Origin of the sequence: Exiguobacterium sp. s168 (genome assembly GCF_018619035.1) — a bacterium.
In the GTDB taxonomy this organism is placed as follows: domain Bacteria; phylum Bacillota; class Bacilli; order Exiguobacteriales; family Exiguobacteriaceae; genus Exiguobacterium_A; species Exiguobacterium_A acetylicum.
The window spans coordinates 37,770-60,008 of record NZ_JACSNE010000015.1 but is presented as its reverse complement, the minus strand read 5'-3'; the positions used below and the strand labels follow the sequence as shown (position 1 = coordinate 60,008).

Genomic DNA, 22,239 nt, shown 5'->3' with positions numbered 1-22,239 from the left:
TTCCTCTTCCATAATATTTCAGTGATATTTCATTTTAAATAAATCTTTCTTCTTCTATGTAATAGAAACATTTGGAAGGTAACTCATCGTTGCAACTTTGAAGTGTTTTTGGGAAACTGAAGCGAATAGAAGGAGGATATCATATGAAATTAGACCACACTGGAATTGCTGTTCGCGACATGCAGGAAGCCATTTCATTTTATACAAAAGTACTTGGAGGAACTTTAACAAAAGAGTACTCGAATCCTGCGCCTGGTGTCGCTTCCAATATTGCGGTCATCGAATTCGATGATGCGCACATCGAGTTGTTGACGCCAACAAGTCCGGATAGTCCGATTGCTCGTTTTTTAAAACAACGCGGGAAAGGTGTCCATCACATTGCTTATCGCGTAGAGAATTTAGATCAAGCGATTGAAGAAGCAAAACAACAAGGGTTAACATTTTTAGAAGATACGTATCGAACGACGCCATTCGGACGACGACTGATTTATATGAATCCCCGGCATTCACACGGCGTCATTACGGAACTCTGTGATTATCCAGAGAACCCATAAAAAAATCAGCACTGCGATAGCGCAGTGCTGATTTTTTCGTTTCATGGTATTAGCCGAGTTTGGCAACGATTTCCCGATTGAATGCAGGAATATCGTCTGGTTGACGACTTGAGACGAAATTATCGTCGACGACAACTTCTTCATCTGTGAAATCCACACCAGCATTCTCTAAATCAATCCGAATCGATTTATAACCTGTCATTTTTCTTCCTTTGACGATTTTTGCATTAATCATCAATTGTGGTCCATGGCAGATCGAAAAAATCGGTTTTTTCGACATATCGAATTCTTCGACGAATGAGACAAAACGCTCATCTTCCCGTAATAGATCTGGTGAAAATCCGCCTGGAATCAAGAGTGCATCATAGTCTGCCGCTGAAGTCTCATCAATCGAGAGATCAACGGTTACTTTTGCCTCTTCCTGCTTCCCAACAAGTTCCGCACCTTTTTTGGCACCAATGACAGTAATCTCGTGCCCCGCTTCTTTTAACGCATCAACAGGTCCAGTGAATTCGACATCTTCAAAATGATCGGCGAGTACAACTGCTACTTTTTTAGACATGTAATTCATCCCCCAATTTGTTTAATTTAAATCTGATCTTCTCCACGATCACGAGGAGAGACCGGATCATCTGGCATCTCGTCTTTACCTTTTAGGATTTCCTTTTGTTGCTCCTCTGTCAGTTTCCGTTCTTGTTCAGACAGTCGATCCCGTTCATCTTCCAATTTTTCATTTGGACGATCGGTTTCTTTCGGTGCCATGGGAAAACCCTCCTTTTATGATTCATCGATTATAATGAATCGACGACTTTAACAGAAAGATCGACATCAATGTTGCCACGTGTCGCTTTCGAGTACGGGCAGAAGTTATGTGTCTTCTCTAGTAAATCTTCGGCTTCTTCTTGCGAAACACCAACGACCTCGACGACGAGTTTCGCTGCAATTTTCACACCGTTATCCGCTTCATCCTGTAAGAGGCTGACTTCTGAATTCGTCCGCGTCTCGACTCGTTTTTTTGCTTGGCGCGCCATTAAATTATAGGCACCATCAAAACAAGCGGCATATCCTGCTGCGAATAACTGTTCCGGGTTTGATGTCGGAATGTCTTCTTTGCCTTTTGTTCCTGGCATGACTAAATCGAGATTGATGACATTATCATCTGAAGCGACTTTCCCGTCGCGACCACCGACTGCAGATGCACGTGAAGTAAGAATGACGTTTGACATAATAGAAAACCCCTTTTCCTGTTGAATTAAAAAATGCTTTTTTGCCACATAGACAGTAATACCCGTCAGTGAGGGAGATAAACACAAGAGGTGTCTATCTCCTTAGCTGATTCATTTTTTTAGTAGACAAAAAAAGACGATGAACTCGAAGTCCATCGTCTTTTGAATTCTATTTCTTACCCGATCTCTTCTGTTGCAACTTCTTCTTGATCCGGCAATTGAAGATAAATCGATTTCACTTGATGATTATCAACTTCCATGACTTTGATCGTGTACGCCTGATAACGGAATTCTTGACCGCTCGATACTTCCGTATCTTGTGCCATGACCCAGCCACCAATCGTATCGATGTCTTCTTCTTCAATTCCTAGATTAAAGCGCTCATTTAAATCATCAATCAAGACGCGTCCTGAAATCCGGTATAATCGTTCGTGAATCTGCTCGATGTCAGCTTTCTCATCCTTATCGAATTCATCTCGTATTTCTCCGACGATTTCTTCCAAGATGTCTTCCATCGTGATGACACCAGCCGTACCACCGTACTCATCGATGACGAGTGCCATCGGTGTCCGTTCGACCTGCATTTTCAGCATGGCATCTTGAAGCGGAGAATACTCGGATACAATTGGCAAGTTATGAATGTAATAGCTTAACGCTTTTCCTTTGTTAGCCATATGATCCGTAAATAATTGTTTCGCATTGATGAAGCCAAGGATTTTATCCTTATCTCCTTCTTCTGCTACTGGGTAACGTGTGAACTGATACTCTTCAACGAGGCGAATGATGTCCTCCATCGATGCATCGTTCGAGATCGTGATTAAGTCCGTCCGCGGCAACATGATGTCTTTCGCGATCCGCTCATCGAACGAGAAGATGTTCTGCATGTAGGAAAGCTCAGTCTGGTTGATCTCTCCACTCTTATAACTCTGTGTCATGATGATCTTAATCTCTTCTTCAGAATGAACTTCTTCGTGCCCTACCGGCTCAACACCAAACAAACGAAGAATAATCCGTGCTGATCCATTCAATGTCCAGATGAAAGGTTTCATGATTTTACCGAACCAATAAAGTGGTGGCGCGAGTAGCATCGTGATGGCTTCCGTTTTTTGAATCGCCAAAGATTTTGGAGCAAGTTCTCCGAGCACGACATGGAGAAACGTTACAATCGAGAATGCAAGAACAAACGAAATGATCGTCGAGACGGAGTTCGGAATATCAATTTCTTCGAACAACATACCGAGAATCGCACCTACCGTTGATTCTCCTAACCACCCGAGACCAAGCGCTGTCACGGTAATCCCGAGTTGACAGGCCGATAAATAATAATCCAAATTCTCAAGTAGCCGCTTCGCCACTTTCGCAGTCTTACTTCCTTCTGTAATCAACTGATCGATTCGAGACATTCGCATTTTGACGACCGAAAATTCGGCAGCTACAAAAAAAGCGGTTAAGACGATGAGTAGTGCAATGACGAGTAGTCGAATGATGATCGTCGTCGTATCGAATGTCTCCATTGAGTGTGTACTGTCCAATCGTTTCCCCGAAGAAAGGGGATTCACCTCCATTAATATAAAGCCAGATGCCGAGGCATCTGGTGGTTTACAGCAAAAAGAAGCTTCAAACTTTCAAAGCTTCCCTACTTTTTCATATTCATACTATAACGGAACTTTCATAAAATGTGTACTTGAAGACATCATTTCAAATCGTCAGACGACATAGAGAATAAAGATTACAATCATGAGTAACATCGCGATTCCCTTTAACAAGGCACTTGATAAGATACCAAGGACTGTTCCAATCCCGACTGAAACCGAGGTTTGCCATGTCTTTTTACTAATGATTTTTTCCGTCAAGATGGCAAAGACGAACGGGAAAATTAATAATCCGATTCCTGGCAAAATAAATGGTCCCGCAATCAATCCAACTGTCGTTGCAATCTTAGCTGCTTGTGAGCCTCCCCGTCGATCGACGGTGTACGCACTGACGAGGTAGTCGAGTGTAAATAAGAGAATGATGAAAATCGCTTGAATCACCCAAAAACTAATCGATAACTCAGAGAACCCGAATCCAAATCCATAAATCAAGAAGCCCACAACTAAAATCGGTGCACTTGGGATGATCGGATATACGAGGCCTGCAAAAGCGACGAGAAAACACACGACGATCAGACTCCATAACAAAATGGTCACTTTCTATCCCTCCCTTCCTTTTTGAATCTCTTGCCATTATTACGTCGAAGATGAGACAAAGGTTTCATTCAACACTCGATCTATTTGTTTTTGTAAAAAATCACGATCCCAGTCGTTCATTTTTTCAAAACGTACTTCCGAACAAATATAGGGGATGAATCGTTGAATGGTTTCATAGTGAGCAGGTAGAGCTTGCCGCTTCATCGTTCCAAGCGATTCGAGCATCGTTGCAAGAACTGATACGTCTTCCTCTCCATAATGCCTTAATTGGTAAAATGTTTTATACAGCAGTTCCTGAAATGTAATCCGTTCTGTTATATGCCGGTGGTGCTCACCAGATAGCAATGCTCCGTCTGGCAAAACAGCATAACACCGCATCAAATCCCCGATGATCCGGATAGCCTGACGTGCCGTATTCGGATCGTTGATTCCGGGTGAAATGGCGCGTAATGCGACTTCACTTAGTTTTTCGATGACGAATGAAAAATCCTGTTCCGATGACTTCGTTGGTCCAATCAACATGTATTTTCCCATGCCTTTCCCGGTTGACCACCCTACTACCTGACCTTCCGTCACGAACGATCCGATACATGTTGAAATATATACAACTTCTTCATTCGAGATTCCCTCATAGTCAATTGCTTGGACATATCCCGTACAAGATGCTTGAATCGGGATCGGATAAGTAGGTTTTGACTGTTCTACTAAAATCACATGTTCTCCTGTCTCAATATGATCGATTTGTCGTTTTAATAGTTCGTTCCCTTCTTCGTGTAGTCGATCCAGTAATGTCGTTACGCGGATCGACTGGCTGACGATATGAATGAATGCAACGAATGCCACAATCGACAGCAACACGACGAGAACGGCTACTGCCGAAGCAACGACACTCGTTTTTAGAGCCGGACGAAGGAAAAAGAGCATCGTCATCGAGTAACTGACTGCTCCAATGAAGATGCCGAAGATGTGTTGCACCTGTCGATTCTCGATGAAGTTAGGCAGTGTCCGTGGTGAGAATTGTGAGGAATATGTCGTCAATACGACAAGAATGGTCGAGAATGTAAAAGTCATCATGGCGAGCAGTCCGGTAAAGACTGAACTATGGATCGTCTGCGCTAAACCGAGTGTCGTTTGCCACTCTTTCGGAAACCAGTCTGATACATATACATCTAACCACGTTACAATCCCCGTCAACCCGATACCAATGAGACCATATAATAACGGCCACCACCAATTGATTTCTTGTGACAGGACTTTCAGCCTCTTCAAAATAAAATTCCTCCTTTTTATAGTACTATATTGATTAAATTCCTGATTTGAAGCGCTTTAAAACCCTGTTTCTTGCATGAGTTTGAGCAATATGTTTGGTCGAAGTGCACGGATGTGTTTTACTTCTTTTCATAACGTGAATAACTTAATTGTTATGAAAACGAATGGGAGATGAAATGATATGGCTCAACAAAACGAAGCTACATTGCATACAGATTTCACGAAAATTTATATTGACGGTCAGTGGCGCACAGGCGCAAGTGACAGCAACATGACGAACACGAATCCATTCACAGGTGAAGAACTCTTCACGATCTCTGCCGCGAACCAACAGGACTTAGATGATGCGTATGAAGCGGCTCAAGTTGCTCAAAAAGATTGGGCAAAAGTGCCTGCCTTAAAACGCCAAGGTCTCATCGAAAACTTCTTGAAAGTCTTATACGAAGAAAAAGAAACGATCATCGAATGGTTGATCAAGGAGTCCGGAAGCACACGAATCAAAGCAGAAGGTGAATTCCTCGCTTCAGTTTTGATCGTCAAGGAAGCTGCTACATTCCCACTACGGATGCATGGTGAAATTCGTCCATCGGTCGTACCAGGTAAAGAAAACCGAATCTACCGTAAAGCACTTGGCGTCATCGGCGTCATCAGTCCATGGAACTTCCCGTTCCACTTAGCTGTACGTTCGATCGCTACTGCTATCGCAATTGGGAACGCAGTCGTTGTTAAACCGGCTACGGACACACCTGTCTCAGGCGGTTTGATTTTTGCAAGCCTGTTCGAAAAAGCCGGATTACCTAAGGGTGTCTTAAATGTCATCGTCGGTCGCGGATCAGAAATCGGCGACGCTATTGTCGAACATCCTGTACCACGCTTGATTTCATTCACAGGATCAACTGAAGTCGGTCGCCATATCGGTGAACTTGCTGGTAAACACCTGAAGAAAACAGCGCTTGAGCTTGGCGGAAACAACGTCTTCGTCGTACTGGATGATGCTGATCTCGATCGTGCGGTCGAATCTGCTGTCTACAGCAAGTTCTATCACCAAGGTCAGATTTGTATGTCAACGAACCGGATCCTCGTCGCTTCTTCGATTCATGATGAATTCGTCGAGAAATATGTTGCTCGTGTAAAAGAGCTACAATACGGTGATCCATCACACGATCGGACACAGGTCGGACCGCTCATCAACCAATCACAAGTTGAACGGATTCTTGAAGATCTCGAGAAAACAAAAGCTGCGGGTGCAACCGTTCGGGTCGGTGGAGAAGCAAAAGATAATGTCATCGCACCAACTGTCGTCACTGGTGTTACGAACGATATGCCGCTTGCTAAAAATGAAATCTTTGGACCGGTCGCTGTTATCATCCCGTTCGATACAGATGAAGAGGCACTCGAAATCGCAAACTCGCTTCCATACGGATTGAGTGGCGCTGTTCACGGTTCTTCTATCGAACGTGCGACTGCTTTTGCACTTGAAGTCGAGACTGGTATGATTCACATCAATGACCAATCAGTCAATGATGAGCCGCATATGCCATTCGGTGGTGAAAAAGATTCAGGACTTGGTCGCTTCAATGGTGAGTGGGTACTCGAAGAATTCTCTACTGTCCAATGGTTGTCTGTCATGCATGATCGTCGTCAATACAAACCATTCTTCGAATAAAAAAAGAGTAGGGTTCTTCCCTACTTTACATACTTTTGTTAAGGAGTGATTTCATATGCCGTTATTACGATTCGACGTCATTGAAGGACGTTCAGAAGAAGAGTTAAAAACATTACTCGACACTGCACACGATGCGATGGTCGAAGCCTTCGATGTTCCGGAGCGTGATCGCTATCAGATCGTGCACACGCACAAAGCGCATGAGATGGTCATTCAGGATACAGGACTTGGTTTTGAACGAAGTAAAGATATCGTCCTCATCAGTGTGACGAGTAAAACGCGGACAGAAGAGAAGAAACAACGCCTCTACCAATTGCTCGCAGAACGATTAGAAGCAAACTGTGGACTTGCACCGACTGATTTGATGGTGTCGATCGTCGAAAACGATGTTGCAGACTGGAGCTTTGGTCTTGGCGAAGCACAATTTTTGACAGGGAAACTATGATTGCTGATAAATAGAACGAAAAAAGGAAGGGTGTTACCGATAAGTTTCGGTAGTACACTTCCTTTTTTTGCTCACACTTCATTGAATGAGCAATGAACATCTATATGACTCATTCCTCAGTCTTTTCCACCTTCTCACGTGGATTTTCCCGTTGCAACGGTGCTTTCCAACTAAACTGATCAGGTTCTGGGACGAAGTCAAGCCCTCCTGGATGAAATGGTTGGCAACGAAGCAGGCGACGCGTCGTCAAATAACTGCCTTTTACTGCACCATGACGTTCAATCGCCTCCATCCCGTAATGGGAACACGTTGGATAAAATCGACAAGTGGCTGGTTTCATGGGAGAGATGACTTTTTGATAAAAACGAATTCCTCCCATTAAGACACGTTTCATACTGTCCCTTCTTTCGTCTTTTTTTTAAGTGTAACGCATCTGTCCATCATTTTCAGATGTTCTGTCTTATACTAAAAGCAGAATTAGAAGAAGGATGTGTTGAAATGAAGGCATTAACATTCCATGAATTCGGAACGTCCGATGTACTACGGTTCGAAGATCTGCCAACACCAACAATCACTGAACATGAAGTTCTGATTGAAATGAAAGCGATTGGTCTGAATTTTGCAGATATCTATCGTCGAAAAGGAAACTATCATTTAGAAGGTCAGCCTCCTTATATATTAGGTTACGAAGGGGCAGGTATCATCACAGCGGTCGGTACAGCTGTTTCGACGTTCCACGTAGGCCAACGGGTTGCGTTTGCAGATGTCCCGCTTGCGAACGCTCAGTACGTAGCAGCACCTATCGATAAATTGATCCCCCTTCCTGACGGTATAACTTATGAAACAGCCGCATCCGTCTTATTACAAGGGTTGACGGCGCATTATTTGACTCGCGATAGTTATCGTATCCAACCAGGAGACACCGTCTTAGTTCATGCTGCTGCCGGTGGCGTGGGGCAATTACTGACACAACTTATTCGTTTACTTGGCGCAACCCCGATTGGATTAACTTCTTCCCCTAACAAGGCACAGATCGCAAAAACTGCCGGCTGTGAGTCTGTCTATTTGTACTCAGAGGACTGGATTGACCACGTGCTCGCGCAAACTTCTGGTAGAGGGGTCGATGTCGTCTATGAATCCATTGGTTCTACCTTAATGGATAGTTTTCATGTAACGAAAGTTCATGGAACTGTCGTCTTCTATGGTATGGCAGGCGGTGATCCCGTACCTGTCGATCCCCGCTTTTTAATGGATACATCTAAAACATTAACAGGTGGCGACCTTTGGAATGTGTTAACGTCTTCTGAAGAACGCATCCGTAGATCGGGTGAGCTGTTTGATTGGATTCTGTCTGGTCACCTTACTCTGTCTTCCCCGACAACGTTTGCTTTATCTGATGGAAAAGCAGCGCATGATTTTTTAGAAAGCCGACGCAGTACAGGAAAGTTACTGTTGCTTCCCTAATTATTTTTTAAAGACGACTCCCCTCGAGTCGTCTTTTTTATGTGAAATTGGAATTATCGATTGCTTTTTTATAAGGAAGAGAGTAAAGTAAATTTCATCAAAACCTAAAACTTAAATTAGTTTTGAGTTTTAGAAAGGGGATTTGTATTTATGTTTCGCTCAGAATGGAAGAAATTGAAGAGTCCGATGATGATTGTCGTCATTCTCGCCCTCATCCTCGTACCGTTTCTTTACAACTCCATCTTCTTATCTGCATTCTGGGACCCATACGGTCAAACAGAAGATATCAAGGTCGCTATCGTCAACGAAGACAAGGCGACGAAGTTTAAAGGAGAGAAAGTCGACATCGGGGATCAATTCGTTGACAAACTCAAAAAAAATGATGATTTTGATTGGCAGTTCTTATCTAAGGACAAAGCCGAAAAAGAACTACGTGACGGTAAAATCTATATGACGGTCGTCATCCCGAAGAACTTCTCTAAAAATGCAACAACACTACTCGATGATCATCCGAAGAAGATTGAGTTGGAGTATTACTTGAATCCAGCCAAAAACTACTCGGGGACACAAATTTCGAGTACGGCTGCAAAACAATTAAACGAAAAGATTCGAAAATCCGTGACGAAACAATACAGTAGTGCGATCTTCGGTGCGTTGAAGAAAATCGCAAACGGTATGGAAAAGGCATCGGACGGTTCTTCTAAACTAGAAGATGGCAACCATAAAACAGCGGATGGTGCCAAAACACTGGCAACGAATCTTGGAAAGCTCGCAGACGGCAGTCTGACACTGTCCGAAAAACTCGGAGAAGCAAATCAAGGTTCTAAAAAACTCAGTGACGGGGCAACGACACTCGACGAAAAAACTGCCCTCTTCGCTCAAAAAACGGGTGAGTTATCTTCTGGGTTGAACACACTTGATGAAAACGGCGGAAAATTACAGGCAGGTGCCGCGCAACTAGAAGACGGGGCAACAAAACTCAGCGGTGGCTCCACACAGGTACGCCAAGGGGCAGAACAACTCGCTGCAGGTACGGCTCAGCTCAACGAAAAAATCCCTCAATTGACGGACGGATTAAATCAACTGGATGAAAAAGCACAAGCTGCGAACGCTTTTTTAACACAACTCAATCAAGATGCTGAAAAGGCGAAACAGGACTTACGCGCCCGTCGCGAAGCTCTTGAGGCGAACGTCGCTCAACTAAAAGAAGTCATCTCTACTTCTGAACAGTTATCAGACGAAGAAAAACAAACATTGCTCGGCTCTATCAGTTCATTAGAAGAAAATGTCCAAAATCTTGCTGCCCAAGAAGGCGCGATTGATCAAAGTCTTGCTCAAGCAACGGACGCGACGAAGAAGATTGGTCAACTCGCTGCAGGGGGTCAACAAGTCGAGTCAGCTGTCTCGCAACTGAACGCTGGACAATTGAAGCTCGTCGATGGTGCGAAACAAGTTGAGTCTGGCGCACAACAATTAGCAAGCGGTCAACAGACATTCAATGAAAAACTCGGTCAGTACACTGCCGGTGTGCACAAAGCCGCAACCGGTGGCGCCCAACTAGCTGACGGTGCGAACCAACTGTCAGATGGCACACATCAACTTCAAGCTGGGGCTAGCGCGTTGACTAGCGGGTTAGGACAATTGGCATCTGGTTCAACTACGATTACAGATGGAATCGGCAAAACGACCGATGGGGCTTCAAAAATCGCGGATGCCAATACCAAACTTGAAGACGGGGCTAAAACATTGAAGGACGAGCTCAGTAAAGGGGCTAAGGATGCAACCGTCAAGCCGACGAAAGAGCGGGATAATATGCTAGCAGAACCCGTTGTCTTAAAAGAACATGACTATTCGACGGTCAACAACTACGGTTCTGGTTTATCAGCTTATATCCTTAGTATCGCCTTATTCGCAGGTGCCTTGATGTTCTCGTCTGTCTATCAGATCCGTCCGGAACATGGTGAAAGTCTGACATGGCGCTTCCTTGTCGGTAAATTATCACTCATCTTACCGATTGGAGCGTTACAAGGTGTCGCAGCGGCTACAGCCATCGTTTATGTCCTCGATGCTGATGTCGCGAGTGTTCCTGCGCTCTACGGATTTGCTGCCTTAACAGGTATGACGTTCATTACGATTCTGTTCACGCTCGCGATGCTACTCGGTCGCGTCGGACAATTCCTTGCCTTCCTACTACTTCTGCTTCAAATCGGTGGTAGTGGTGGTACGTTCCCAGTCGAGATGACGCCAAGCTTCTTCCAAGCCATCCATACGTTCTTACCAATGACGTATTCAGTCGGCGGATTCCGTGAAGCTCTTGGACTTGGTGTGACAGACGCCCTCATCTCAAACAGTCAAGTCCTTGCGACTATCTTAGTCGTCGCGTTGATCATCAGCTTCGTTGGAGGGCTCGGAGCCAAACGGATTCTACTCTCAACGAAAGTGAGACGAAAACAACATGACACAGTCTGATAAAGAAACACTGATACTAGACTCAGCGATGGCTTGCTTTTCTGAACTTGGTTATAAAGGTACGACGATTGAGCGTGTCGCCCGGCGCGCTCACGTCGGAAAACCGACTGTCTACCAACTGTTTGAAAGTAAGCTCAACCTGTTCGAATCGCTCGTAACACGTGTGCTGCAAGAAATGAAAGAAGAAGCAGAACGCGCTTACGTCGAACATGCGACGGTAGAAGAAAATAAACAAGCAATGATCGACGCCATCGTCTATCATCAGCAACAACATTTGTTCATTCTTCAAATCATCGAAGAAACACGCAACTTAAAATTACAAGAGATGCAGGAACTACGGACACGTATCGAACGACATGTCGTCGAATATCTTAAAACGCTACTTGAGACTCGCCTTGGACAAGATGATCGTGATGTACCAGTCGATGTCACAGCCTTTCTGATTTTCCGGACGTACATTGCGCTAATTGCCGAATGGCCATTGATTGCTCGACCTTTAGAATTAGATACGATTCGTCGTGCCATGCTACGCATTTTGTGAATTGAAAAACCGCCGGTCAGCTGATCGACGGTTTTTCATATTCTCGATTCTTTTCTAAATTTCGTGCTGTTTGACTAGAAGTAACTGTTTTTTCATCCTTCAAAGTGCCAAACAACCAATCTCCCACCGGATTGGATACACCAAACCAATAGTGTTCATTTTTGAAATGATGTAATAGATGCGTCTTTTTCATCCATTTTCCAAAACGTGTTCTCGGTTTCAGTGGAACGTGTGCCACGTAATGTTTCCACTCGTAAACGAGTAACATGACGATCAATCCACTTGCAGCTGCGGCTGTCGAGACGACCGATTGCGTCAGAAGATAGGTCAGAGCCGCAAAGAAACTAAGATTCGGCAAGGAATACCAGACGGGCAAAAACAACAGATGCAGTTCATTCGGATGCGCATGATGATCGTAGTGAAGTCGCTTCAACAGCTTTCGTCCGAACGCATTCTTAGGTGGTGGTAAATGAAACAAAAAGCGATGGGTCAGGTATTCACTGAAACTAAAGATGATCAGTCCAAGACAAAAGAACAGTAAAATCGACCAATGAAATGGCTGAGCAAAGACATAACTACTGATCGCAATCAGTAATACGAGCATGATCAAAATATCCGGAAACAGAAAAAACGACGATAGATATTTGACATAGGTGCCTTCCCCTTCCTCTTTCGTTACAGCATATCATCGTACGTTCATCGATTCGTCACGTTTTTTACTTCAAGTCGTATAATCATTCTCGCTCCCTCCTTTATACTAAATAGAGAATGGAGTGATGATTACTTTGAGTTTATCGACCGGAATCATCTTTGTGTTGCTCGCTTATACACTCATGTCGCTTTACGACATGTGGCAGGTATACCGGATAACGAGCAAACTTTGGATATTTGTATTATTTCTTGCAACATTAATTAGTCTCATCGTTGCCTTTTTTGTGGCCCCTGTCCTTGCGCTATTCTTTTACTGGTCACGCCATCCATTGAAACGAAACATTGGTATCGTGTTACTGATTGTCGTGTGTCTTATCTCGGTCATGACAAAACTATCGTCTTGATTGAATTCCTTCATGAACATTTCATGAAGGTTTTTTCATGTCCTACTACCGAAGAAGAGGCGGCGCATCAACTCACGTTCCGGCATTTCCGTCGTATTGAGCACATCTAGAAATGGTCGATCATCATATGAAATCTTCAGGATTTCTGAACGGACTTGGTCCTTCTCCCAATCGATAATTGCTACTGGAGCAACAGCTGTTTCCTGACATCCAAGTGCACCTGGATTAATAAAGAGCGTTTGCTCTGTCTTGACTTGTTGCGCTGGATGATGATGACCGAAACCAATGATCCGTGCCTCACTTCCAGCAAACAGGACGGATAAGCTTTCTTTCGTTCCATCCACTGCTTGCTTTAATGGCTCTTCACCAATCTTCTTCGTCTGGTCGGCGTAAGCATAGTGCGTCAGGTGCATCGTTTGTTCCTGATGCGTAACATTTAAGATACGTGGTAAGTGCTCCAAATACTTTTGATTCTCTTGCGTCAACGTATCCGCGATCCATTGATGGTGCTCTTTAGCATGTCGGTAACTATCGGGATAGGTCTCCCCATGGATTAAAGCAAGGACACATTCATCATGATTTCCAGAAATCGTCTGGATATCAGACCGTTGTCTTAATAAATCGATGACCTCATTATGCTCTGGTCCAATACCGACAAGATCACCGAGACAATAAGCGGCATCGATATCTGTTTGTTGATCAAGATGGGACAATACAGCACGCAAAGCTGATGTATTGCCGTGAATATCTGTAAAAAGCATAACTTTCATGTAAACGCCTCCATTGTTGGTACATTAGGATTTCCCGATGATATCGTGAATTCCTGTCAGATTTCAGGAAAAATAAATTGTCAGAAAATATTGATTATTGACCAAGAGCATGTTAGGCTTAGAAAAATTCACAGAGAGGGGCACGATCGAATGATTCCGACGCAACAGCCATTTAACCAAGCCGGACGACTGATTATTCTATACATGAGGGACTGAAAACTTTTCCGATGATGAAGCGGAAATGATTTTTGGGCCCTTCTTTCGATGCATCGAATGAGGCGCCCGCACAGAATGAGTGGCGCCTATCCCAAAAACGGATAGGCTTTTTTCATGGCAAAAAATAGAGATAGATAGAGAGAGGATGACAACGTTGAAAGAATATGCGATGGATCGAATGGTAAAAGTATCAGCTGGAATGGCAAATGCCGTTCTTGTAACACTTGGTGTCGGACTTCTGATTGAGACACTCGGAAATCTTCTACATATCCAAATGTTACTGACGATTGGTGGTGTCGCAAAAGTACTACTCGCTCCCGCGCTTGGTGCCGGTATTGCCTTTCAGCTCGGAGGAAACACACTTGTGCTGTTCAGCGCGATGATCGCAGCGACGATCGGTGGTGCCGCCCTTCAATCGACTGCTTCTGGACTCGTTCTTGTACCTGGTCAGCCGATCAGTGCATTACTCGCGGCTGCTGTCGCTGTATACGTCGGAAAACGCATGACTGGAAAAACGAAATTTGACATGATGGTCATCCCAATGAGCGCTGTCCTTGCTGGCGGTGTGACCGGAATCGGTGCTGCTGCCGTCACGACACCACTCCTTACAAAATTCAGTGCCATGATCACAGCTTCAGTCGAGTCTTCTCCTATTGCTACATCTCTTGTTATTGCACTCATCTTTAGTGTCTTATTGATGTCTCCTGCTTCGTCCGCTGCACTCGCTATCGCTTTGCAACTTGATCCTGTAGCGAGTGCCGCTGCACTCATTGGCTGTTCCGCTCAATTCGTCGGCTTTACGTTGATGGCATATCGTCAGACGGATCCAGGTGGTTTGATTGCTTCATTCTTTGTAACACCTAAAGTACAATTCCCGAATATCGTTAAAAATCCACGTCTTGTCGTTGCACCGTTTCTCGCAGCGATGATTTCAGCTCCTGTCGCGACGCTTCTTCTCTCTTTGAAAGTACCGTATGAACTCGCAGGACTTGGACTCAATTCGATGATTGCCCCACTCAATATCTTCGTCAATCAAGGTCCTCAAGCGTTCCTTGTCTTCTTCTTGACTGGTGTCGTTCTACCTGGTGTCTTAACGCTCGTCTTCTATCGATTGACGACTGTCGCAGGGTGGACGAAGCGCGGAGATCTTCATCTCGAAATTCAATAAAACATTTTACCACCCTTCCAACTATTCCTGATTGATTTCGGGAATAGTTTTTTTAACGCAAAAAAATCGTTCCTTCGAAAAGGAACGATTTCGGTATGATTCTGACTGGGCTCGAACCAGCGACCTCTACCCTGTCAAGGTAGCGCTCTCCCAGCTGAGCTACAGAATCATGCTGTGTTGTTACTGGGTATGTTTTTATTATAGCAGCATATCGAAAAGTGTAAAGCCTTTTTAACAAAAAAAATTATCTTTTTTCAAAATGATCTTTTTAAATAAAAACAGTTTTAAAGTTGCGGGTTCTATGAGTGTCCTCTACTATGTAAATAAGCACATATAAAAAGAAAGGAGCGTTCATATGAACTTCTTAACCCGATTTAGTTTGAAGAACTCGGTTGCTGTCTTCATCATTGCAATCCTATTGATTTTAGGAGGCGTCTATTCCTTCTCACAATTAAAAGTTGATCAGTTCCCGGAAATCGAGTTTCCTCAGATTTCAATCGAAGCGGTTTACCCTGGTGCATCACCTGACGATGTCGATAAACAAGTCGTCTCAAAGCTTGAAACTTCCCTTAAAGGAATTGAAGGGGCTACCAAGCTAACGAGTTCTTCTTATGAAAGTATCGGTATCTTAAACATCGAATTCCCGTTCGATACCGATATGGATAAGGTGGAACAACAAATCGATGCTGCCATCCAAGATGCGAATCTACCGGAGGAAGCAACGACGAAATTAAATCGTCTGTCCTTTGGATCGTTCCCGATCTATAATATCTCCTTCTTTAGCAAGGATGGTAAAGACATCGAGAAAATTCTAAAGGAAGATATCGAACCTGAACTTAATAAGATTCCAGGCATCAACAGCGTGTCGGTTGGTGGCTATAAGGATGATCTCGTTCAAATCACCGTCGATAAGGAAAAAGCGACGGAAGCGGGTCTCTCGCTCTCAAGCATCAAGGAACAAATTAATGGAAAGTATGTCTCGTTCCCATCAGGTCAGCTATCAGAAAACGATTCGAAAATTCCGATTCGCGTTGAAGAAAAACTAGAAAATCTAGATAAACTAAAAAATCTCCAATTGACACCTGCTGCAGGTGCGGCTAGTTCAGCAAATAACGGTCAGTCATCTGCAGGCGGTCCACCACAAGATGCAACACAAGGACCACCAAGTACAACAGGTGGAGCAGCTGTAGATCAGACGGCTGAACCTGCAGAGCCGATTCGCCTAGAGGATATTGCAAAAATCGAAGCAGTCTCGCAACAAAGTGAAAAAACACGTTACGACTTAAAAGATTCCTTATCGATGGCAATCACGAAAAAACAAGATGCCAATACGGTCGAAATCGCAGATGAAGTCACGAAGATCCTCAATAAATATGATGATCAAGTCGACTATACGATTGGGATTGATTCAGCGAAGGATATCGAGGAATCCGTTGCGACACTCGTCAAAGAAGGATTACTGGGTGCACTCTTCGCATCACTCGCTGTACTCTTATTCTTACGGAACCTCCGTGCGACGATCATCGCCATCGTCTCGATTCCATTATCATTACTCATCGCAGCGATCTTCTTGAACTGGCAAGATATCTCCCTGAACATCATGACACTTGGTGGGATGGCTGTTGCAGTCGGTCGTGTCGTCGATGATAGTATCGTTGTCATCGAGAACATCTTCCGGCGCGTCCGAAAATCCGAATCCGGTATGACGGATGAGATCATCGAACAATCGACAAAAGAGATTTTAAAAGCAATCACGTCATCGACGCTGACGACCGTCGTCGTCTTCCTACCGATTGGATTTGTCGGTGGGATTACTGGTAAGTTCTTCTTACCGTTCGCTTTGACGATTATTTTCTCATTACTTGCTTCACTACTTGTGGCAATCACGATCGTACCGATTCTCGCGAAGTTTGCATTCAAGAAGGTACCAGCGGAAGAAAAAGAAGGTGCTCTTCAACGTTGGTATGGCAAGCTGATTGAAAAATCACTCTCGCACAAGGCAATCATCTTGGTCGTATCGTTTGTCCTTCTCGGTGGTTCTTTGGCGATCGTACCGCGTCTCGGCTTTACGTTCATTCCGAACGAAGCATCGAAGACCTTGACGGCATCGCTTGAACTTCCTGCTGCTACATCACTTGAAAAAACAAGTGACGTTTCGTTTGAGATGGAAAAAATGTTCGACAAAGAACAAGCCATTGCTGACGTGACGACTTCTGTTGGAGCGCGTGACTTCACGACAGGCTTACGTCTCGATAATAAAGCAAGTTATTTCTTGAATCTAAAAGACGGCGTAAACGTCGAGAAAACGATCAAATCACTTGAGACACAGATGGAAGACATCGCTCAAGATGAAAACGTCGATGTTAAAATCAGTGTGGCTGAACTATCAACAGGTGGTCCTCCATCGAATAACAACGTCGATGTCGACTTGTTCTCGAACGACCTCGAAGCTCTTCAAGAGGCGGCAAAACTCGTCGAGGATAACATGTCGAAAAATAATGATTTGAAATATATCACGAACAACTTCAGCGAAAAACAAAAGCAGTATCTCGTAGAAATCGATCCTGAGAAAGCAAGTGATCGCGGACTATCTGGTTTCCAGATTCTTGGTACCGTCAACGATCAAACGAAGCCTGTCACGGTTGGAACACTCAATCTCGACAATAAGGATCAAGACGTACAATTATCTTATGAAGAAGGTCTCGTCTCGAAAGAAGATCTCGAAGATGTCCAACTCTTCTCAGCAAACGGTCCTGTCGCTTTGAAAGATGTCGCGAACGTCAATGAAGTCGAGACATTCACATCGATTCAGAAGCTCGATGGAAAAGTATATGCTCGCGTATCTGGACAGGTTAAAGGAGACGACGTTCAAAACGTTTCGAACGCTGTAAAAGCTGACGTCGAAAAAATCGATTTACCAGACGGTGTCTCACTGACAAGTGGTGGTGGAAATGATGATACGGTCGAAATCTTCCAATCACTCGGAATCGCAATCGTCGTTGCGATCGGACTTGTGTACCTGACAATGTTGATTACGTTCGGAAAAGCTCGGATTCCGTTCATCATCTTGTCATCTCTGATCTTTGTTCCGATTGGTTCACTCGTCACACTTTTCCTTGCGAATGAACCATTGTCTGTTAGTGTCATGATCGGCTTCCTGATGTTGATCGGAATCGTCACCACGAACGCAATCGTTCTCGTCGACCGCATCGGTCAAAACGTCGGACGCGGTATGCCGATTCGCGAATCATTGATTGAAGCTGGTAAAACGCGATTACGTCCAATCCTGATGACCGCATTTGCAACAATCATGGCATTGGTACCACTCACATTAACGACTTCTTCCGGAACATTGATCTCAAAAGGTCTTGCCTTGACGGTCATTGGTGGATTAACGACCTCTACGTTGTTAACACTTATCATCGTTCCTGTCGTCTATGAATTGTTCTTCTTTAAAAAAGCAAAAAAAGAACGTACGACTAAGTAAATGAACATGAAAGGAGCCTATCGCGATCAAAGCGATAGGCTCCTTTTCATTCTATAAGACCTTACGACTCTAACTGTTCATCCGTTCGTTCCAAAGTACCATCATGTTGCGCCACTAATCCATCGAGGACGGATGGTTCAAACTCTTCACCAATCGCGATGATTCCTGTTTGTCCAGGTGGAATGACACCGAGTGTCCGTTTGAATGTCTCTTGGATTTCTTGATTTTCCTTCATGTCTTTCGATCCACCGATCAGCATACCCGTCATCGAACCAAGCAAGATGCCGAACGGTCCACCTAAGATACCAACGGCCATTCCGATCAATGAACCTTTGACGGCTCGATTCGATCCACTTAGGTCTACAGCATCTTCAAACGAAAAAGCACCATTTTCATTTCGCTTGATGACAGCAATCTGTTCGAAATCGACTTGACCTCGCGCATGATACTTTTTCAATTCACTGAACACTTGATAGGATGTCGCTTCTTCTTCGAACGTAAACGTCATGATGTGATGTTTCGCATCTTTTTTGCCATTCGTTCCACCTCTTTCACCTGAGACGAATAACCGACTAAGTCAACATCCTCTATTTACCATATTTTTAAGAAGTCGAAACCTTTACTGGTTTCCATGGTGCGAGATGGAAATACTCTTCCATTGTTAGTCCACTGACTTTTAGGCGAGCGGCAAGCGTTGCTCCGACATACCGATAGTGCCAGCTCTCATACGTATAACCCGTCCAAGATTCTTTGCCCGATGGATAGCGGAGATGGAAGCCATAGCGGTGAGCATTCGCAAACAACCATTTTGCCTCTTTTGTTTTTGAAAAGCTAAACGTGGCGTATTTTGTTGAATCAGCGCCTCCGATATCAAACGCAAGACCAGTCTGGTGTTCACTTTTTCCAGGTTCCGCACTATACGTACTCGCCTTCTCATATCCATCACGCGCAACATATTTATCAAATAACGTTTTTTGATAGGCATAAGAGCGATATGTACTAAATGCAACGAGCGTAATTCCTTCTTTTTTAGCCGCTATACGCATTTTCTCAAACGCTGCTCTTGCTTGTTGATTCTCACCAGGAGCGTACGTCGAGCGGAGCGCTAAGTTCTTATTCGCGATGAGGGTCTTACCAATCCGTTTTCCACCGATTTGTTCATCCGTCAGTAGATACTTCGTACTCGCATACCCAATCTTCGTACCATATTGTACTTTTGACCACGTACCGACTTTCGACAGTTCCGTCACATAGATCCCCGTCGGAATGACGGCAAGACTCGGTTGATCAATCGATGCTCCTTTACGCAAATGAAGGGATGTCTTTGCTTGTCGATAAGTAGAAGTCGATGCTTCGACCGTTGGTATATACACTGATGTACAGACCGCTGTTAATGTCAACGTCGTGATGAGTGTCGTGATGTATTTCATGAATCATTTATCTCCTTTATGCATGTTCTAATCTGCATCCATATTTTAGATTAGAATACCATTCTTTTTTTCAAACAGGGTTCTTTCGGAATGCTTGTCATGAAAATGAAGTATTTCTGAAGTTTTCTAAATGTAGCTTAAGGACGAATTACAATGGGTAAATAATGATGTATGCGTTTTCGAAACATGATTCTGATGTAGAAAGGAGTAGCGTACGTGTCACTTTGGGAATGGATTTTCAGTATTGGTAGTATCTGCTGGATTGGTGAGATGATTCGTTTCCAGAATCGCTCCGAGTCTAAGTCAGGCGCAGCAGAACAAGTTAGTTTTTATTTGATTTTCCTTGTCCTAAGCGGAACGATCGTCTGCGCTTTCCTCTTTGCGAATGAAACCGTTTCTTCTGTCATGCGCATCTCTTCATGCATTTTGTTATGGTGTGGTGTTTCCTTACGTCTATGGGGAATTCTCCACTTAAAGCAACAGTTCACTCGCCATGTCATCGTGGCGTCTGGTGATCAGCTCGTCAGTAGCGGTCCCTATCGCTTTTTACGTCACCCGTTATATAGTGGATTGTTGTTGATTACGATGAGCTTCCCCCTGTTCACCGGTCAGTTCGGACTTTTCATTCTCTCTGGACTTCTGATGTTCATTTTCTTGCTCTACCGGATTCGAATCGAGGAAGCGATGTTAACGAAAGGTTTTGGACCTGCCTATACGGTATGGGCTGCGAAACGAAAACGATTGATTCCATTCATCTACTAAAGGAGAAGTGATTCATTTGAAGAAACGCGCAATTGTCATTGGAGCAGGTCTTGCTGGTATGTCTGCCGCCATTCGTTTGGCTGGAGATGGTTATGCAGTCACGATGCTTGAAAAGAATGCAAACGTCGGCGGGAAACTGAATCAACGTAGTGGAAAGGGATTTACTTTCGATACCGGTCCTTCCATCTTAACGATGCCTTGGGTACTCGAACAACTCTTCTCAAGCGTTCATCGTAACTTGGATGATTACTTAGAAATCGAGCGCATTGAACCGCAATGGCGTACATTCTTTGAGGATGGAACAAAAATCGATGTCAAAGGTGACTTACCTGGAATGCTTGAAGAAGTCGAACAAGTCTCGTCACGAGCTGATTTCGTTGAATTGTTCCGGTATTCCAAACAAATGTACGACTTATGCCTCGACAGTTTTTATAAATACAGTCTTGAAGATTTAAAGGACTTAAAAAAATACCATACAATGTCTGATTTATTAAAGATGGACCCGATGAATACCGTCGCGACCGGAACAAAGAAATACCTCAATGATCCGTATCTCGAACAGCTGTTCAACTACATGGTCATGTATGTCGGTTCCAACCCTTATCAGGCACCTGCTGTCTTCAATCAAATGATTTATGTTCAAATGGGACTTGGCATCTATTATGTCAAAGGTGGGATGTACCAAATCGCGCGTGCCATGAAACGTTTGCTTGATGAGCTCCGTGTCACGGTTCATCTCAACTCACCCGTTGAACAAATCGTCCTTGAAAATAAAAAAGCGGTTGGCGTTCTATCGAACGGAACCTTTCATGCAGCCGACATCGTCGTCTCAAACCTTGAGGTCATTCCGACTTACGAACGGATTGTTCCTGAGAAGAAAGCCCGGAAACAGGCTAAAAAATTACAGGCATCGTTCGCCCCGTCCGTCTCTGGACTCGTATTACTACTCGGTGTAAATCGTGAATACAGTGGACTCGCGCATCATAATTTCTTTTTCTCGGAAAATCCGGAGCGTGAATTCGCCCAAATGTTTAAAGAAGGAACACCTCCTGAGGATCCGACGATTTACGTCGGTGTCTCCTCAAAATCCGACGCTTCCCAAGCTCCTGAAGGGAAGGATAACTTATTCGTCTTGACACACGTTCCACCGCTCACACTTCAAAAAGGTGAGGTCGACTGGGATGCGTATCGTGAAGTCGTTCTCGATAAATTGGAGCGGATGGGACTTCACGGTTTGCGTGAATCGATCGAGTTCGAATATCGCTTCACTCCAGAAGATTTAAAAGAATTATACGGTCCAAACGGCGGATCGATTTATGGTGTCGCAGCCGATCGGAAGAAAAATGGTGGATTCAAGATTCCATCGAAGAGCGACTTGTACGAAGGACTTTATTTCGTCGGTGGTTCGACACACCCAGGCGGCGGTGTACCAATGGTCACCTTGTCCGGTCAATTAACAGCAGACTTGATTCGAAAACATGAAGGTGCTGTTCCTACGCCTTAAGATTTCTTTAATTACAAAAGAGAC

22 protein-coding genes and 1 tRNA gene are annotated in these 22,239 nt (G+C 44.2%); 11 read left to right on the top strand and 12 right to left on the bottom strand.

Translation table 11 applies throughout. From position 1 onward, the window contains the following. Positions 1 to 143 precede the first annotated feature (143 nt). Positions 144 to 554, top strand: a complete 411-nt coding sequence (gene mce, locus KNQ15_RS10140; RefSeq protein ID WP_214729190.1) for a methylmalonyl-CoA epimerase — start codon at positions 144 to 146, stop codon at positions 552 to 554. A gap of 49 nt (positions 555 to 603) precedes the next feature. On the opposite strand, the gene KNQ15_RS10135 is transcribed toward mce, so the two are convergent. The 6 genes from KNQ15_RS10135 to KNQ15_RS10110 form a co-directional block, all read right to left on the bottom strand. Continuing rightward, positions 604 to 1,116 carry a type 1 glutamine amidotransferase domain-containing protein gene (locus KNQ15_RS10135; RefSeq protein WP_214729188.1) on the bottom strand — a complete coding sequence of 171 codons (513 nt, stop codon included), beginning with the start codon at positions 1,114 to 1,116 and terminating at the stop codon, positions 604 to 606. A gap of 26 nt (positions 1,117 to 1,142) precedes the next feature. Beyond that, positions 1,143 to 1,316: a hypothetical protein gene (locus KNQ15_RS10130; RefSeq protein ID WP_214729186.1), complete on the bottom strand. Its 174-nt coding sequence runs from the start codon at positions 1,314 to 1,316 to the stop codon at positions 1,143 to 1,145. Positions 1,317 to 1,345: 29 nt separating this feature from the next. Continuing rightward, a complete protein-coding gene (locus KNQ15_RS10125) occupies positions 1,346 to 1,780 on the bottom strand; it encodes an organic hydroperoxide resistance protein (protein WP_023467178.1) in 435 nt (144 codons plus the stop codon). A gap of 176 nt (positions 1,781 to 1,956) precedes the next feature. Next, on the bottom strand, positions 1,957 to 3,294 hold the full coding sequence (locus tag KNQ15_RS10120) for a hemolysin family protein (protein WP_214729218.1): 1,338 nt from the start codon (positions 3,292 to 3,294) through the stop codon (positions 1,957 to 1,959). A 192-nt stretch (positions 3,295 to 3,486) separates the two neighbouring features. Continuing rightward, positions 3,487 to 3,969 (bottom strand): DUF456 domain-containing protein, encoded by a 483-nt coding sequence (locus KNQ15_RS10115; RefSeq protein ID WP_023467174.1) that lies wholly within the window; start codon positions 3,967 to 3,969, stop codon positions 3,487 to 3,489. Positions 3,970 to 4,008: 39 nt separating this feature from the next. Then, complete coding sequence (locus tag KNQ15_RS10110; RefSeq protein WP_214729184.1) at positions 4,009 to 5,238, bottom strand: DUF2254 domain-containing protein; 1,230 nt, start codon at positions 5,236 to 5,238, stop codon at positions 4,009 to 4,011. A 181-nt stretch (positions 5,239 to 5,419) separates the two neighbouring features. On the opposite strand from KNQ15_RS10110, the gene KNQ15_RS10105 reads away from it, so the two are divergent. Both KNQ15_RS10105 and KNQ15_RS10100 read left to right on the top strand, forming a co-directional pair. Next, the gene (locus KNQ15_RS10105; protein ID WP_023467170.1) at positions 5,420 to 6,904 is read left to right on the top strand and encodes an aldehyde dehydrogenase family protein; all 1,485 of its coding nucleotides are present in this window, start codon (positions 5,420 to 5,422) and stop codon (positions 6,902 to 6,904) included. Between the two features lie 55 nt (positions 6,905 to 6,959). Continuing rightward, positions 6,960 to 7,349: a tautomerase family protein gene (locus tag KNQ15_RS10100; RefSeq protein ID WP_214729182.1), complete on the top strand. Its 390-nt coding sequence runs from the start codon at positions 6,960 to 6,962 to the stop codon at positions 7,347 to 7,349. 109 nt (positions 7,350 to 7,458) lie between these two features. On the opposite strand, the gene yidD is transcribed toward KNQ15_RS10100, so the two are convergent. Then, entirely contained in the window at positions 7,459 to 7,743 is a 285-nt protein-coding gene (gene yidD, locus KNQ15_RS10095; RefSeq protein ID WP_214729180.1) for a membrane protein insertion efficiency factor YidD, read from the bottom strand. Between the two features lie 104 nt (positions 7,744 to 7,847). On the opposite strand from yidD, the gene KNQ15_RS10090 reads away from it, so the two are divergent. The 3 genes from KNQ15_RS10090 (at position 7,848) to KNQ15_RS10080 (ending at position 11,823) form a co-directional block, all read left to right on the top strand. After that, complete coding sequence (locus KNQ15_RS10090) at positions 7,848 to 8,813, top strand: quinone oxidoreductase family protein (protein ID WP_214729178.1); 966 nt, start codon at positions 7,848 to 7,850, stop codon at positions 8,811 to 8,813. A 150-nt stretch (positions 8,814 to 8,963) separates the two neighbouring features. Continuing rightward, positions 8,964 to 11,282: a YhgE/Pip domain-containing protein gene (locus KNQ15_RS10085; RefSeq protein ID WP_214729177.1), complete on the top strand. Its 2,319-nt coding sequence runs from the start codon at positions 8,964 to 8,966 to the stop codon at positions 11,280 to 11,282. Beyond that, on the top strand, positions 11,269 to 11,823 hold the full coding sequence (locus tag KNQ15_RS10080) for a TetR/AcrR family transcriptional regulator (RefSeq protein WP_029340803.1): 555 nt from the start codon (positions 11,269 to 11,271) through the stop codon (positions 11,821 to 11,823). Before KNQ15_RS10085 ends, KNQ15_RS10080 begins: the two co-directional genes overlap by 14 nt. A gap of 16 nt (positions 11,824 to 11,839) precedes the next feature. Here KNQ15_RS10080 and KNQ15_RS10075 read toward each other — a convergent pair whose 3' ends face one another. After that, the gene (locus KNQ15_RS10075; RefSeq protein WP_214729175.1) at positions 11,840 to 12,427 is read right to left on the bottom strand and encodes a sterol desaturase family protein; all 588 of its coding nucleotides are present in this window, start codon (positions 12,425 to 12,427) and stop codon (positions 11,840 to 11,842) included. Positions 12,428 to 12,599: 172 nt separating this feature from the next. Between KNQ15_RS10075 and KNQ15_RS10070 the strand changes: the two genes are divergently transcribed. After that, positions 12,600 to 12,878, top strand: coding sequence for a hypothetical protein (locus KNQ15_RS10070; RefSeq protein WP_156772490.1), 279 nt, complete (start codon positions 12,600 to 12,602; stop codon positions 12,876 to 12,878). 35 nt (positions 12,879 to 12,913) lie between these two features. Here KNQ15_RS10070 and KNQ15_RS10065 read toward each other — a convergent pair whose 3' ends face one another. After that, positions 12,914 to 13,648, bottom strand: a complete 735-nt coding sequence (locus tag KNQ15_RS10065) for a metallophosphoesterase family protein (RefSeq protein ID WP_214729173.1) — start codon at positions 13,646 to 13,648, stop codon at positions 12,914 to 12,916. A gap of 361 nt (positions 13,649 to 14,009) precedes the next feature. Here KNQ15_RS10065 and KNQ15_RS10060 point away from each other — a divergent pair, with 361 nt between their 5' ends. Beyond that, positions 14,010 to 15,032, top strand: a complete 1,023-nt coding sequence (locus KNQ15_RS10060; protein ID WP_029340800.1) for a PTS sugar transporter subunit IIC — start codon at positions 14,010 to 14,012, stop codon at positions 15,030 to 15,032. Between the two features lie 96 nt (positions 15,033 to 15,128). On the opposite strand, the gene KNQ15_RS10055 is transcribed toward KNQ15_RS10060, so the two are convergent. Next, a tRNA-Val gene (locus KNQ15_RS10055) sits at positions 15,129 to 15,201 on the bottom strand. 186 nt (positions 15,202 to 15,387) lie between these two features. Here KNQ15_RS10055 and KNQ15_RS10050 point away from each other — a divergent pair. Next, complete coding sequence (locus KNQ15_RS10050; RefSeq protein WP_214729171.1) at positions 15,388 to 18,519, top strand: efflux RND transporter permease subunit; 3,132 nt, start codon at positions 15,388 to 15,390, stop codon at positions 18,517 to 18,519. A gap of 61 nt (positions 18,520 to 18,580) precedes the next feature. Here KNQ15_RS10050 and KNQ15_RS10045 read toward each other — a convergent pair whose 3' ends face one another. Beyond that, positions 18,581 to 19,027, bottom strand: coding sequence for a hypothetical protein (locus KNQ15_RS10045; RefSeq protein ID WP_214729169.1), 447 nt, complete (start codon positions 19,025 to 19,027; stop codon positions 18,581 to 18,583). A gap of 94 nt (positions 19,028 to 19,121) precedes the next feature. Next, entirely contained in the window at positions 19,122 to 19,949 is an 828-nt protein-coding gene (locus KNQ15_RS10040) for a M15 family metallopeptidase (RefSeq protein WP_069940310.1), read from the bottom strand. A gap of 216 nt (positions 19,950 to 20,165) precedes the next feature. Here KNQ15_RS10040 and KNQ15_RS10035 point away from each other — a divergent pair, with 216 nt between their 5' ends. Both KNQ15_RS10035 and KNQ15_RS10030 read left to right on the top strand, forming a co-directional pair. Continuing rightward, a complete protein-coding gene (locus KNQ15_RS10035) occupies positions 20,166 to 20,711 on the top strand; it encodes a methyltransferase family protein (RefSeq protein WP_353048910.1) in 546 nt (181 codons plus the stop codon). A gap of 16 nt (positions 20,712 to 20,727) precedes the next feature. Further along, a complete protein-coding gene (locus KNQ15_RS10030) occupies positions 20,728 to 22,215 on the top strand; it encodes a phytoene desaturase family protein (RefSeq protein WP_214729167.1) in 1,488 nt (495 codons plus the stop codon). Positions 22,216 to 22,239: the final 24 nt, after the last annotated feature.

Excerpts from the sequence above, each read along its gene's own strand:
- KNQ15_RS10125 (WP_023467178.1), bottom strand. The coding sequence starts at position 1,780 with ATGTCAAACGTCATTCTTACTTCACGTGCATCTGCAGTCGGTGGTCGC.
- yidD (WP_214729180.1), bottom strand. The coding sequence starts at position 7,743 with ATGAAACGTGTCTTAATGGGAGGAATTCGTTTTTATCAAAAAGTCATC.
- KNQ15_RS10090 (WP_214729178.1), top strand. The coding sequence starts at position 7,848 with ATGAAGGCATTAACATTCCATGAATTCGGAACGTCCGATGTACTACGG.
- KNQ15_RS10070 (WP_156772490.1), top strand. The coding sequence starts at position 12,600 with ATGATTACTTTGAGTTTATCGACCGGAATCATCTTTGTGTTGCTCGCT.
- mce (WP_214729190.1), top strand. The coding sequence starts at position 144 with ATGAAATTAGACCACACTGGAATTGCTGTTCGCGACATGCAGGAAGCC.
- KNQ15_RS10100 (WP_214729182.1), top strand. The coding sequence starts at position 6,960 with ATGCCGTTATTACGATTCGACGTCATTGAAGGACGTTCAGAAGAAGAG.
- KNQ15_RS10120 (WP_214729218.1), bottom strand. The coding sequence starts at position 3,294 with ATGGAGACATTCGATACGACGACGATCATCATTCGACTACTCGTCATT.
- KNQ15_RS10060 (WP_029340800.1), top strand. The coding sequence starts at position 14,010 with ATGACAACGTTGAAAGAATATGCGATGGATCGAATGGTAAAAGTATCA.
- KNQ15_RS10045 (WP_214729169.1), bottom strand. The coding sequence starts at position 19,027 with ATGACGTTTACGTTCGAAGAAGAAGCGACATCCTATCAAGTGTTCAGT.
- KNQ15_RS10085 (WP_214729177.1), top strand. The coding sequence starts at position 8,964 with ATGTTTCGCTCAGAATGGAAGAAATTGAAGAGTCCGATGATGATTGTC.
- KNQ15_RS10075 (WP_214729175.1), bottom strand. The coding sequence starts at position 12,427 with ATGCTCGTATTACTGATTGCGATCAGTAGTTATGTCTTTGCTCAGCCA.
- KNQ15_RS10130 (WP_214729186.1), bottom strand. The coding sequence starts at position 1,316 with ATGGCACCGAAAGAAACCGATCGTCCAAATGAAAAATTGGAAGATGAA.
- KNQ15_RS10135 (WP_214729188.1), bottom strand. The coding sequence starts at position 1,116 with ATGTCTAAAAAAGTAGCAGTTGTACTCGCCGATCATTTTGAAGATGTC.
- KNQ15_RS10065 (WP_214729173.1), bottom strand. The coding sequence starts at position 13,648 with ATGAAAGTTATGCTTTTTACAGATATTCACGGCAATACATCAGCTTTG.
- KNQ15_RS10105 (WP_023467170.1), top strand. The coding sequence starts at position 5,420 with ATGGCTCAACAAAACGAAGCTACATTGCATACAGATTTCACGAAAATT.
- KNQ15_RS10040 (WP_069940310.1), bottom strand. The coding sequence starts at position 19,949 with ATGAAATACATCACGACACTCATCACGACGTTGACATTAACAGCGGTC.
- KNQ15_RS10050 (WP_214729171.1), top strand. The coding sequence starts at position 15,388 with ATGAACTTCTTAACCCGATTTAGTTTGAAGAACTCGGTTGCTGTCTTC.
- KNQ15_RS10080 (WP_029340803.1), top strand. The coding sequence starts at position 11,269 with ATGACACAGTCTGATAAAGAAACACTGATACTAGACTCAGCGATGGCT.